11 protein-coding genes are annotated in these 13179 nt (G+C 71.2%); 8 read left to right on the top strand and 3 right to left on the bottom strand.

Going from position 1 to position 13179, the window contains the following annotated elements; genetic code table 11:
* The first annotated feature begins 59 nt into the window (after positions 1-59).
* The 5 genes from KDM41_04525 to KDM41_04505 all read left to right on the top strand — a co-directional run bounded on the left by KDM41_04525 (position 60) and on the right by KDM41_04505 (position 4480).
* Positions 60-533: a hypothetical protein gene (locus KDM41_04525; protein MCB1182676.1), complete on the top strand. Its 474-nt coding sequence runs from the start codon at positions 60-62 to the stop codon at positions 531-533.
* Complete coding sequence (locus tag KDM41_04520; GenBank protein ID MCB1182675.1) at positions 530-1405, top strand: hypothetical protein; 876 nt, start codon at positions 530-532, stop codon at positions 1403-1405. The genes KDM41_04525 and KDM41_04520 overlap by 4 nt, the downstream gene beginning before the upstream one ends.
* A 36-nt stretch (positions 1406-1441) precedes the next feature.
* Entirely contained in the window at positions 1442-1723 is a 282-nt protein-coding gene (locus KDM41_04515) for a PqqD family protein (GenBank protein ID MCB1182674.1), read from the top strand.
* Positions 1724-1870: 147 nt separating this feature from the next.
* Complete coding sequence (locus KDM41_04510; protein ID MCB1182673.1) at positions 1871-2011, top strand: hypothetical protein; 141 nt, start codon at positions 1871-1873, stop codon at positions 2009-2011.
* Positions 2012-2218: 207 nt separating this feature from the next.
* Complete coding sequence (locus tag KDM41_04505; protein MCB1182672.1) at positions 2219-4480, top strand: VCBS repeat-containing protein; 2262 nt, start codon at positions 2219-2221, stop codon at positions 4478-4480.
* A 71-nt stretch (positions 4481-4551) separates the two neighbouring features.
* On the opposite strand, the gene KDM41_04500 is transcribed toward KDM41_04505, so the two are convergent.
* Entirely contained in the window at positions 4552-6642 is a 2091-nt protein-coding gene (locus KDM41_04500) for a hypothetical protein (protein MCB1182671.1), read from the bottom strand.
* A 32-nt stretch (positions 6643-6674) separates the two neighbouring features.
* Positions 6675-7976 (bottom strand): hypothetical protein, encoded by a 1302-nt coding sequence (locus KDM41_04495; protein MCB1182670.1) that lies wholly within the window; start codon positions 7974-7976, stop codon positions 6675-6677.
* A 311-nt stretch (positions 7977-8287) separates the two neighbouring features.
* Between KDM41_04495 and KDM41_04490 the strand changes: the two genes are divergently transcribed.
* The 3 genes from KDM41_04490 to KDM41_04480 all read left to right on the top strand — a co-directional run bounded on the left by KDM41_04490 (position 8288) and on the right by KDM41_04480 (position 12525).
* Positions 8288-9733, top strand: coding sequence for a trypsin-like peptidase domain-containing protein (locus KDM41_04490; GenBank protein MCB1182669.1), 1446 nt, complete (start codon positions 8288-8290; stop codon positions 9731-9733).
* A 4-nt stretch (positions 9734-9737) separates the two neighbouring features.
* On the top strand, positions 9738-10733 hold the full coding sequence (locus KDM41_04485) for an isoaspartyl peptidase/L-asparaginase (protein MCB1182668.1): 996 nt from the start codon (positions 9738-9740) through the stop codon (positions 10731-10733).
* 118 nt (positions 10734-10851) lie between these two features.
* Entirely contained in the window at positions 10852-12525 is a 1674-nt protein-coding gene (locus tag KDM41_04480) for an Ig-like domain-containing protein (GenBank protein ID MCB1182667.1), read from the top strand.
* Between the two features lie 75 nt (positions 12526-12600).
* Here KDM41_04480 and KDM41_04475 read toward each other — a convergent pair.
* On the bottom strand, positions 12601-13179 hold a 579-nt coding region (locus KDM41_04475), incomplete at its 5' end, for an agmatine deiminase family protein (protein MCB1182666.1).

Genomic DNA, 13179 nt, shown 5'->3' with positions numbered 1-13179 from the left:
CCCTTGCCATGGGCGCCCGCGGTGGCGATACTCGCGGCAACCCCAGACCCGGAGTCGTCATGTTCCGCCCCGAGAGTCCGCCCGCCGACCGCTTCGACGCCTGGCTCGCCCTGACCGGTCAGGTGCCGGCGCCGTCGGGTCCGCTGGAGCTCCCGCTGCTGACGGGTTCCATGGCGCCCGCCATTCCGGCCGGCGCGACGCTGCTGATCGCCGCGACGTCGGGCGCGGCGGTGCGCGGCGGCGACGTGGCCGTGTTCCGGGAAGGCGATCGTCTCGTCGCTCACCGCGTGCTGCTCGTGCTGCGGGCCGGCCCCGTGGACCTCGTGCTCGAGAAGGGCGACGCGAACCGGCGCGGGCGCTGGCGCCGGGGCCGGACCGTGTGCGGGCGCGTGACCGGATTCCGCACGCCGGACGGCGCGGCCGGCGGCGACCCCCACGACGCGGTGGCCGCCAGCAACGGCCTGCGGCGCCACCTGCGTCACCTCTGGCGTCGCCCGCCGCCGCCGGACACGCTGCCGGAGGACACGCTGTGAGCACCACCCCGCTCGCCCCCGGCGAATACCGGCTCGACGTCGGCGGCGCCGTCATCGCCCTGCACTGCACGCCGGCGGGATTCGCCGAGGGCCTGGCGCGCTGGTTCGACCGGCCGTCCGCCGCGGCGGCGCCCCACGTGCGGCTCGACATCGAACTGGTGCCCCACGCCGACGACCCACGGCTGCCGACGTCGCTGGTGACCACCAAGCGGGTGGCCGCCGACGGGAGCTTCGACATCGCCGATGGCCTCGTGCGGGGCCGCTTCGACGCCGCGACCGGTCGGGGGCAGCTGCGGGTCAAGCAGGTCCTGGCCCACGGGAACCTGGTGCGCATCTTCGAACAGCTGCTCTACCAGGCATTCCGGGACGCCCGCCGGCTCGCGGGCTGGGACGGCTTCCTGCTCCACTCGTCGGCGGTGATCGCCCACGGGAAGGGGTTCGTGTTCGTGGGTCCGTCGGGAGCGGGCAAGTCGACGGTGGCGCGGCTCAGCGCCGGCCACCACGTGCTGGGCGACGAGATGAACCTGCTGCGCCGGCGCCCCGACGGCTGGCAGGTCGTGGGCACGCCGTTCAACGGGCTGTTCCGCGCCAAGCGGCCGGGCGAAGCGCCCCTGGCGGCGGTCTTCCTCCTGCGGCAGGCCCCGCGGCACGCCCTGGCCGAGGCGCCGCCCCTGGCCGCCGCGACGACGATCGCCGCCGAGATCGCGCCCCCCGTGGGGCTGGCCGAGGCGCCCGACGCCGGGACCCTGCCCGCCATGCTCGACATGGCCGCGGAACTGGTGGGGCAGACGTCGCTCAAGTTTCTGGACTTCCTGCCCGATGAAGGTTTCTGGCGGCGGATCGGCGAAGTCTACGGATTCCCCGATGCGTGACGCCGCCCGGACCCGCTGTGACCGAGGAGGACGACCATGACGATCACCAGCACGAGCATCTTCATCCCCAATCCGGCCTGTCCGGTGCGCGAGATCGGCGAAGGGCTGGTCATCATGGCGCCCGCAGGCGACATGACCCACAGCCTCGAGGACATCGGCGCCTTCGTCTGGAGCCATCTGGACGGGCAGCACGACCTCGAGGCCCTGGCCGACGCCGTCACCGCCGCGTACGACGTCGACCGCGCCACGGCCGAGTCCGATCTGAAGGCCTTCCTCGCGGATCTGCTCGCATCGGGCCTCGTGCAGGCCGTCGACTGAGCTCCCGCCTCGACGCCATCCCTCACGGCGCCGGGATATTTGGCCATCCGGACATCTGGGCCAGTTTTTGCCTGAATCCCTTGAGCAATTGCGTTAGAATTGTCGATTGAGAACGGAACCCCGACCCTCTGACCGGGAGATTTCTCGATGACGACCTTGCGCCGATTCGCCTCGCCGCCGACCCGACTGATGATCCTCGTCGCGACCCTCGCCGCCCTCGGGACGGCCGGCTTCGTGTATCCCGCCGACCGGACGGTGGTCGGGGAGCTCTGGTCCCAGGACGGCTGACCCTACTGCCCCTCCGCGGTCGCGGGGTTCTACGATCTCTACAACGTCTACGACCAGACCGATTTCATCGGGCTGACCTTCTACTTCTCGGCGCCCTACAACACGGCCGAGGGCAATGCGCGGGCCGGCGACTACGGCATCGGCGGCACGCCCTACGTCGTCTTCGACGGCCAGATCCACCACTCGGGCGGCGCCGCCTCCGGTTCCATGTTCAACACCTACGCCCCTTCGGTGGCCTCGCGCCTGGCCACGACCAGCCCGCTGGCCGTCGACGCGTCCTACACCATCCTGGACGGGATGCTCGACATCAGCGTCGACGTCGCGGTCGACGCGGCCACGTCGGGGGCCGGCCGGACGGTGCGGTTCTTCGTCGCCTCGGAGGACGAGCACGGGCACCTGAACATGGTGCGGGCGGTCCTCACGCCCGAGCCCTTCACCCTGACGACGCCCGGGCAGTCGGTCACGGTCACGCGCAGCGTTCCCATGGCCGCCGGCTGGGAAGAGACCAACCTGAACGTCGTCGTCATGGTGCAGAGCAGCCTGACCGGCGAGGTGTTCCAGGCCGCCCAGGCCATTCCCGACTACGCCGGCCAGATCGTGATCGACTGCGACCCCGACGGCATCGACGCCGCCTGGGACATCACCGGGCCGGGGCTGGCCCGCTCGGGCCGCGGCGACGCCGTGCTGAACGTCTTCGCGACCGGCCTGTACGAGTTGAGCTGGGAGGACGTGGCCTACTGGAACTCGCCGGCCGGCCTGCAGCAGCAGACGCTGATCCAGGACGGGACGGCGACCTTCACCGGCACCTACTCCGACGGTCCCTTCGTCGCCATCACCTCGGCGCCGTTCGGCGACACGGGCGCCGGCGCGGCCATCAGCCTCGTCGACATCGACGGCGACGGTAATCTCGACGTGCACATGACCAGCGACGGGGCCACCGATCGCCTCCTGCGGGGCGACGGCGCCCTGGCCTTCACCGAAGTCGCCGGCTCGGCCCTGGCCGCGGCCGGTGCGGTGCGCGGTGCGGCCTGGGCCGACTTCAACGGCGACGGGGCGAGCGACGTGTACGTGACCCGCGCGGGCCAGTCGAACCAGCTCTTCCTCAACGACGGCACCGGCGTCTTCACGGCCGTCAGCGCGTTCGGCGACACCGACACCGGACAGAGCGGCGGCGCCGCCTTCGTCGACTTCGACAACGACGGCCTGCTCGACGTGGCCTTCGGCAACATGGGGACGGCCAACGTGCTGCTGGACAGCCAGGGCGAGATCGCGCCCGGGCTCGTGCTCTTCAGCACCGTGGCGGGCAACTTCGCCAGCACCGCGGCGACCACCTGCATCGCCTGGGGCGACGGCAACCTCGACGGCCGCCTCGATCCCTTCGTCGCCAACAGCTTCGCGGCCAATCTCATGTTCGAGAGCACGGCGCTCGGGTTCTCGGACGTCGCCGCCAGCCAGGGCATGAACAACCTCGGCGACAGCCGCGGCGCCGCCTGGGGCGACTACGACAACGACGGCGACCTCGACCTCTACCTCGCCAACGACGGCCAGGCCGACGTGCTGTACGCCTGCACGGGTCCGTTCCAGTACAACACCATCGGCGGCACGAACCTCGGCGACCGCGGCCGGGGGCGCGGCGTCGCCTGGCTCGATCTGGACAACGACGGCAACCTCGACCTCTACGTGGTGCGTCGCGACCAGCCGGACCTGGTGCTGATGGGCGATGGGGCGGGCGGCTTCGTTCGCGTGCCGGTGGGACCGGACGAGGCCACCACCGCCGGCAACGCCGTCGCCGTGGGCGACGTCGACAACGACGGCCGCCTCGACCTCGCCATCAGCCGCGAGGGTGCGGCGAACCTGCTGCTGCGGAACGAGTTCACGACGGGCAACCACTGGGTGCGCTTCGACCTGGCCGGCTCCGGCACGAACACCGACGCCATCGGGGCGCGGGTCGTGGTCACGGCCGGCGGCGTCAGCCGCACGCGGCTGGTGAGCCCGGGATCGGCCTACCTGGCCTGCAGCGCGCCGGAGCCCCACTTCGGTCTGGGGAGCGCCACGGTCGTCGATCAGGTCGACATCCACTGGCCCAGCGGCCTGCACCAGACCTTCGGGCCGGTGCCGGTCGACCGCGTGCTGTCGGTGGTCGAGGGGCTCGAGCCCTCCCCCGCGCCCGACGAGGGTGGGCTGCCCCGCCTGACGAGTCTCGGTCAGGCCGTGCCCAACCCGTTCAACCCGTCGACGACGATCCGCTTCAGCCTCGACCGGCCGGCTCACGCCACGGTGACGGTGTACGCCGTCGACGGCCGTCCGGTGCGGACGCTGGCCGCCGCGGACTACCCTGCCGGCCACCATGCGGTGACGTGGCAGGGCACCGACGCGGGCGGGCGCCCGGTGGCCTCGGGCACCTACCTGTATCGGCTCGTGACCGACGCGGGATTCACCGCCACGGGGCGCATGACGCTGGTCAAGTAGCCGCGCCCCCGACCACGCGCGAAGAGGCTCCGGGATGACCCCGGAGCCTCTTTGCTCGGACGCGGGCCGTTCTACTGGCCGATCTGCAGGCCGAAGTAGTCGAGCGCCCACCGCACGGCCTGGCGCGCGCTCTCGTGGTCGAAGCGGTACGGATCGAAGCCCCAGTACACGTCGGCCTTCCCGCTCGGCTTGTCGGCGACCGACTTGTACGAGAGGAAGCCATACACCTGGCCGTTGGTGCGCGCGGAACGATCGGGCTCGCCCTCGTACGCCGTCAGCGCCAGCGGACCGCACACGCTCTCGAGCTCCACGGCCGCGTACTCCGACTGGGGCCAGTCGGCGTCGCCCCCGGCCCGCTTGATCTCCCGCACGTAGTCGAACCGCGACACGCCCCGGAACATGGGCTCGACGCACAGGCCGCCGGGCCCGTCGAGGCAGTCCTGGGCCACGATCGGGGTCGGGCGCGAGCTGATGTTGGCGTCGATGAACTCGTCGTCCCGGAAGGGGAAGAACCCGCTCGCCAGGGACAACGAGTCGCCCGCCGCGGCGTCGGCGTCGCGCCAGTCGATCTCGGGGTCGGTCCAGATGGTGTCGGGGATGGCTCCGCCCACGAGGTGGTTCGCCGCGAAGACCCCGTCGAGGACCAGGCCCTTCAGGCCCACGCAGTCGGCGGTGCGGTCGAAGCGGGCCGGCGTCGGGCGGCCGTAGATGAACTTGGTCGCCGGCGCCGTCCAGTCGAGAGCCGCGATGCCGGCGGTCGCGTAGGCGTACTGGCGGGGTCCGCGCAGCACGGTCGAGCCGTCGGGCAGCTGCACGGAGCCGAAACCGACGACGTAGGGCTGGCCGTTCACCACGTAGGTCTCCTCGGCCGTGTCGTACACGAAGGGGATCATGTAGTTCGGTTTGCCCTCGTGGAAGGAGTCGAGGCTGCGGTCGCCCACGAGCATGACGTTGCCGCCGCGCGCCTGGTAGGAGGACAACCAGAGGAAACGGTCCTGGTCGTTGACCGGACGCAGCCCGGCCAACGGGTCGGTGAACAGGCGCTGGGACGTGTCGTGGAAGCGGGCGTAGCAGAGCACGGCCTTGTAGGCCACGACGTCGGAGAACTCGACCAGGTCGGCATGGTCGCGCCAGTCGCGATTCCAGTCGAAGCCGACGGCACCGCCCGCCACCGCGTCCAGGAACTGCCAGAACGAGTTGCGGAAGCTCTCGTCATCGCGCGGGACACCGTTGCGGTCGGGCCAGGTCTGGACGTTCTCGTCGACGACCTGGTCGAGCACCAGCAGGTCGAACTGGAAGGCGGGATCGACGTAGGGCACGACCCGCAGGGTCCGACGCGTGAGGGTGACCGCGCCGGCGGTGTCCACCACCCGCACCGTGAAGGTGTGGATGCCTTCCTGGAAGATCCGCTCGGCCGCATAGCCGTTGACGGCGGCGAGGCCGGGAGGCACGGCCCAGCCGGGATCGCCCGGATCGTCGGGGTCGACGAGATCCCAGCCGTGGCGCATGGACGCGATGTCGGCACCGTACAGGTCGGCCGAGGCGGTCCAGGAGAAGTTCAGGGGCTGGCCGCCCGCGATCTCGATGGTGACCGTCTCGGTGGCGCTGGAGGTGCCGAGGAACGGCTCGCTCAGCACGACGAGCGGGCGGAAGAAGCCGTCGATGACCTTCAGGTGCAGGGCCGAGTCCTGGTAGAGCCAGGGGTCGTTGGAGAGCCCGTCGAAGTCGAGGATCTGCAGCGACACGAGATAGTAGGCGCCGTCGGTCAGGCCCACCAGCGGGATCTCGACGCGGTTGTAGGGATGGGGGTAGTCCTGCCAGGCGGTCCAGCCCGGGTCGTCGAGGGCGAGCACCTCCTGGTGATGCAGCTGGTACTCGGTCGGCGTGCGGATGGGCTGGCCCTGGGCGTCGATCGCCTCCTTCACGAGGTAGCGGTAGCGGGCCGGGACGCTGCCCGGCGCGTCGGGGTCGGAGGCCGAGGCCTCGATGGTGATGGTCGGCGGGACGAGCTTGACGCCCGTCGCCGAAATGCCGGACGGGTTGGTGTACTGCACGGTCGGGCGCAGCAGGCCGGGATCGCCGGCCCGCACGACCGGGGCACCGGCGACGGCCAGCAGCAGGGCCGCGGCCAGCGCGATCGGAGTCGGGTTCTTGGCTTGCATGGCTTGTCTCCTTGCCGAAGGTCCGGGGCCCGCTACTTGATCAGGGACATGCGGTGCGTGTCGGCGCGGTCGTCGGCCCGCAGGCGGGCGAAGTACACGCCGGCCGCGCAGGCGCGACCGTCGTCGGTGCGGCCGTCCCAGGGGACGCTCTGCGGTCCGGCCGCGAAGGCGCCGTCCGCCAGTCGCCGCACGTGCCGCCCCCGCACGTCGTAGACGTCCAGGAGCACATGGCCCGCCTCCGGCAGGGAGAAGCGGATTTCCGTTCGGGGATTGAAGGGATTCGGATGGTTGCCCTCGATGCGGGCGAAGCGGGGCCGCGCGACGCCGGGTTCCTCGCCCGGCACGCCGGACACGCCGCAGGCCACGTCGTAGGCTCCGATGCGCCCGCAGCCGGACTGGGCCGCCGCGCACGGCGAGTTCTCCGCGAGCCCGAAGGAGCCGTCGAGGCCGGTCGGGTCGCAGAAGAGCGGGTCGGCCGCGATGTTGCCGCCCGCGGCACCGAACGGCGCGAGCAGCCCCACCCAGGGGTCGTCGCCGCCGAGGTGGAAGTCGGAGCAGTTGATGGCCGGCACGGCGCTGACGTCGCCGAGCCAGGTGCCGCCGGCGACGATGACGTGCTCGAGGGTGATGTCCCCGTCGTCCCAGCCCTGCAGGGCCGAGACCGCGGCCGCGGCCTGGTCGATGGTGCAGTACGACAGGGTCGCGCGGCCGCCCCCGGCCACGTTCAGCGCGGCGCCCGAGACGCCGGCCGTGTTGCCGGTCATCAGGCACGAGACGATCTGCGGGGCCGAACCGACCACCGCCATGGCTCCCCCCACGCCGTCGGCCTGGTTGTCGGCGAAGCGGCAGAAGATGAAGCTGGGCCAGCCGCCGCCCGCGACGTACACGGCTCCGCCGTAGTCGGCGCCCAGGCCCCGGAAGTCGCAGTGGCTGACGAGGACGGTCGCGCTCGCCAGGAGGAGGCCGCCCCCCCGGACGACGGTCGGCGCCGTCACGCCGTCATCCAGGGTGAACGTGAGGCCCTCGATCACGGTCGGCGCGAGCACGTCCGCGCAGGACAGGATGGGCGCCGAGCCGTCGGAGACGAGTTCGACGCAGGCGGGATCGCCGGTCGCGCCGCGCAGGACCACCCCGGCGGGCAGGACGAGCCCCTGCACGGCGTAGCTGCCGCAGGCGACCGCAACGGTGTCGCCGGCGGCGGCTCCGGCCAGGGCGGCCGTGAGCTGCCCCACATCGGCAACGGGAATCAGGCCCGCGGAGGCACCGGTCGCCGCCCCGAGCAGGACGAGGACAGTCCCGACCACCGTGCGGAACAGGTTGGCGGGATGGGACATGACGACAGCTCCTTGTTCGGATCCAAGGTCGTTCCGGTCATGTGGGGTGCGGTGGCCCTCGCCATCGCGGCGCCGGGATCGCCGCGATGCGCCGGCAGGCGAAGGTGCCGTACCGCAACAGCCGATCCGGGGCGCGAGGTCATGGGCGAATGGGAGGTCCCCCTGGGCGGCCGCCGGCGCGGCCTGCATGATACTACGGAATCGACAGGACCGGATCAATGGCCTCGCCCCGCCGCTTGCCCCGGGCCACCGGTTTCCGTAGTATGGGCCGCGCTCACCCCCCTCGTTCGACCCGATCCCTGGAGGCTGTCGTGCGCCATTTCCCCGTCCGGACCGCGGTCCGCGCCCTGCTCGCCCTGTCCCTGCTCTCGTGCCTGGCCCTGCCCGCTTCCGGCGCCGCGGCCGCCGAGGCCGACCGTGAATGGAGCCTGACCCAGCTGAGCGGCGAGATCCGCGACCTGACCCGCGCGGTGGGACCGGCCGTGGTCCAGATCTACACCTCCAGCTTCGGGGCCCTCGTCGGCTCGGTGCCCCAGGGCGCGGCCCTGTTCGGTCAGCAGCAGGCCACGGGCTCGGGCGTCATCCTCGATCCCGCCGGCTACATCATCACCAACAACCACGTGGTGCAGGGGGCCAAGCGGGTGCAGGTGCGGCTGTCGCCCCAGGCGCTCGGCGCCGACGCCGGCAACTCGATCCTCGCGGCCGGCGGCCTGCTCGTGGGCGCCCAGGTGATCGGCACCGACAAGGAGACCGACCTGGCCGTGCTGAAGATCGAGCGCCAGGGTCTGCCCTTCCTCGAGCTCGGCGACTCGGACCAGATCCACCAGGGGCAACTCGTCTTCGCCTTCGGCAGCCCCATGGGCCTGACGAACTCGGTCAGCTTCGGCGTCGTCAGCACGGTGGCGCGGCAGCTCGAGCAGGACAACCCGATGATCTACATCCAGACCGACGTGGCCATCAACCCGGGCAACAGCGGCGGCCCGCTGGTGAACGCGCAGGGCCAGGTCATCGGCATCAACACCCTGATCTTCACCCAGAGCGGCGGCAGCGAGGGACTCAGCTTCAGCGCGCCGAGCAACATCGCCCGGAACGTGTTCAACCAGATCCGGGCCACCGGGCGGGTCAAGCGCGGCATCATCGGCGTGAACCCCCAGACGGTGAACCCGTGGATGGCGCGCTCCCTCGGCCTGGACGTGCAGTGGGGCGTCATCCTGGGCGACGTGTTCCCCAACGGTCCGGCCCACGAAGCCGGGCTGCAGGTGGGCGACATCGTGCTCACCCTCGACGGCAAGAAGATGGAGAATGCGCGGCAGTTCGAGGTGAACCTCTACAACAAGAAGATCGGCGGCAAGGTCACCCTGGAGATCGCGCGCGGCGGGCGCACCTTCGCCAAGGACGTCGAGGTGATCGAGCGCATCGATCCGGACTACCGCTTCTTCGACATGATCTCGGCCGAGCGGAACCTGGTGCAGCGCATCGGGGTGCTCTCCCTCGACCTGGACAAGGAGACGACCCGCATGCTGCCCTTCAAGCCGCGGCAGGCCGAGGGCGTGATCGTGGCCGCCCTGGCCGCCGACGTGTCCCTGCTGGGCGACCACTTCGAGCCCGGCGACGTGATCTACACCATGAACGGCCAGCCGGTGAAGGGCCTGCGCTCGCTGAAGCAGCTGGTCAAAGACGCCCCCTACGGCGAGCCGGCGGTGTTCCATCTCGAGCGCGGCGGCATGCTGCGGTACCTCGTGCTGGAAGTGGAGTAGGGCGATGCGGCACCTGCAGCGCATGCTCCTGGCGGCGGCCCTCGTGGCCGCCGCCTGCGTTCCGGCGGCGGCCGAGACCCCCTGGGCCCTCGTGATCCACGGCGGCGCCGGCGTCATCACGCGCGAGACCATGGACACGGGCGCGGAGCTGGCCTACCGGGACAAGCTCGGCAAGGCCCTCGACGCGGGCGCGGCCGTGCTCGAGGCCGGCGGTTCGAGCCTCGACGCGGTGGAGGCGGCGATCCGCTTCATGGAGGACTCGCCCCTGTTCAACGCGGGCAAGGGTGCGGTCTTCGCGGCCAACGGGGCCAACGAGATGGACGCCTCGGTCATGGACGGCCGCGACCGCGACGCCGGCGCCGTGGCGGGGGTGACGACGGTGCGCAACCCCATCAGCGCGGCGCGGGCGGTGATGGAGAAGTCGCCCCACGTGATGATGGCCCGCGAGGGTGCCGAGGCCTTCGCGGCGGAGGTCGGGCTCGAGATCGTCGATCCGGCGTATTTCCGCACCGAGCGGCGCTGGGAGTCGTTCCTGAAGGCGCGCGAGAAGGCCGCTGCGGAGGCCACCGCCGACCCCGACCGCAAGCACGGCACCGTGGGCTGCGTGGCCCTCGACCGCGACGGCAACATCGCCGCCGGCACCTCGACCGGGGGCATGACCTACAAGCTGTGGGGCCGCATCGGCGACTCGCCGGTGATCGGCGCGGGCACCTGGGCCGACAACGCCACCTGCGGGGTCTCCGCCACGGGGCACGGCGAATACTTCATCCGCAACGCGGTGGCCCACGACATCGCCGCGCGCATGGCCTACGGCGGACTCGGCCTGCAGGAGGCGGCGGAGCAGGTGATCATGCGGGATCTGGTGGCGCAGCGGGCCACCGGCGGCGTCGTCGCCCTCGACGCCGCGGGCAACATCGCCATGGTCTTCAACACGCCCGGCATGTACCGGGGCTGGCGCAAGGCCGACGGCAGCGGCGGCGTGGCCATCTACGGGGACTAGCAGGCTGTTGAAAAACTCATTCTGGTACCCGGCGCGCCCGATCATCTGTTGCGGGGCCGCGGGCTTCGGGGTTACGGTGTGCGGAATTGGCCCGTGACCCCACCCACAGGAGGCCGGCATGCTTCGCAAAACCACGATCCTGTCCATGATGATCCTGCTCGCCCTGAGCTGCGGGCTTTCCGCCTGCAGCAGCAGCGACGACCCCGCCAATCCCGGCGGCGGCGGCGGCAGCGACACCACCGCTCCCCAGGTTTCGGGCACCCAGCCCCAGGACGCCGACACGGGCGTCTCCCCCACCGCCACGATCACCATCAACTTCAACGAGGCCATGTCGGCCGGCTCGGAGAGCGGGCAGGTCACCCTGTCGAGCGGCGCGATCACCGACATGACCTGGACCAACGACCGCACCCTGGCCGTGAACCACGATCCCTGGGCCGACGGCGCCCACGTGACGGTGACCCTCGGCACCGGCCTGCAGGACGCGGCCGGCAACGCCCTGGCCGCCTACACCTTCGACTTCTGGGTGTTCTCGAGCGTCCTGTCGGTCCTGGACACCAATCCGGCAAACGGCGCCACGGGCGTGAACCGCTCCGCCAACATCCAGGCCCTCTTCTCCCAGAACATCTCGGCCGGATCGGTGGCGGCCAACACCACCATCAGCGACGTCACCAAGGCGAACTACCCGTTCGGCGTGACGGTCGACGGCTCGACGGTCACGCTCATGCCCGAGTCGGACCTGCCGGCCGACACCGAGATCACCGTCACCTTCGGGGCGAACGTGATGTCGACCAATGAGACGACCCTCGGGACACCGGCGAGCTTCAGCTTCACCACGAGCAACGAGGTGGACACCACGCCGCCGACGGTCGTCTCGACCACGCCCGCGAGCGGGTCGACGTTCGCCGCCGACGCCGGCTCGTTCACCATCGTGTTCAGCGAACCCATGGATCCGAACGACTTCGAGCCGAGCGCCTGGAACGTGGAGTTCGCCCTGGTCATGGTCGCGTCGAACGTCAGTCCGACCTGGTCGGCGGACATGACCACCGTCACGGTGGCCCTGCCCTCGCCGCTGCCGGCCGGCCTGCCCTGCGAGGTGACCTTCGCCTCCTTCACCGACGCCAACGGCAACGTGCAGACCACGCCGTGGACCTGGTCGGCGACGGTGTCCGGCACGCCGGACTACTACCCGACCAGCGACGGCTACCGCTACATCTACGAGGCGGCCTACGCCGGCGGCACCCTGGGCAACGACGTGCCCGAATGGTCGGACTTCGGCGGCGAGTTCCGGCAGGTCGACGTGCAGGGCAACGGCTCGATCCGCCTCGCGGAGTACGCCGACGAGGGCTTCACGACTCCGACCGGCAGCTACGAACTCTACCGGCGCCAGTCGAACCGGCTGGAGTGGATCGGGTTCGCCGACGGCGGGACGGAGAACCTCTTCGATTCACCGCTGAACGTGCTGCCCCTGCCCGTCTCGGCCGGAACCTGGTCCGGCAGCACGACCGTGACCGTTCCGGGCGAAGGCACCTTCTCCGCCACCCTGAACGGTTCGGTATCCGGGCCGGAAGACATGCCCATCGATTCCTTCGGTTCGGAGAACCTGTACTACAAGAACGTCTTCCGCGTGATCCACGTGCTGGACGTGGCGGTCGGCGGTTCGCCCGCGTTCGTGCAGCGGGACACCATGTGGGTCTCGCCCACCCTGGGTCCCGTGCACATGTCGAACCGCGAGGAGGACACCAACGCGAACGAGTGGACCACCGAGATGTTCTGGCGGTACTTCGAATTCTAGTCGGTATCCGCTGCTGGACGGGAAGGCCCCGGCATCCGCCGGGGCCTTCGTCCTTGGTGGCGCGACCCCTCGACGTCAGGGCCCGTCGCCCAGGCCGCGGCTCGCCGGCACGTTCACCGTGACGCGGTGCAGGCCGCCGCCGCGGCGGGCCAGGGCCGAGGCGTCGATCGGCTCGATGCGGCGGTCGGGCAGCAGGCGGCGGTAGACGGCCAGCGCCTCGGCGTCGAGGTCGGGGCAGTGGTCGGGGTAGACGGGCACGAGCACGACGCCGTTGGCGAAGACGATCTCCGTGTACGAGCGCCACACGCCGTCGCGGTGGTCGGGCTGGGGAATCCGCGCGACGCGCAGGGGCCCGACGAGGGTCGGCGCGCCGGCCAGTTCGCGGGCCAGACCGTCGAGATGGTCGGCGGTGGCGGCGTCGGCGCGGGCCCCGTCGCGGCCGACGACGATCAGGTCGGGAGCCAGGAAGCAGGCGACGACGGAGAGGTGGCCGGTGGGCTCGTCCGCGGGCGGGTGCAGGGCGACGACGTTCTCCAGGCCCAGCAGCGAGGCGACGTTCTGCAGGGTCTCGCGGGGTGCGAAGCCGGGCTCGGCGGCGTTGCGCTCGAGGACCCGCGCCGAGAGCAGGCCCAGCCCCCGCCCGTTGTTGAGCAG

This window comes from bacterium (assembly GCA_020440705.1).
Classification (GTDB): Bacteria; Krumholzibacteriota; Krumholzibacteriia; order LZORAL124-64-63; family LZORAL124-64-63; genus JAGRNP01.
The sequence above is the reverse complement of the archived record's forward strand: the minus strand, read 5'-3'. Positions and strand labels throughout refer to the sequence as shown.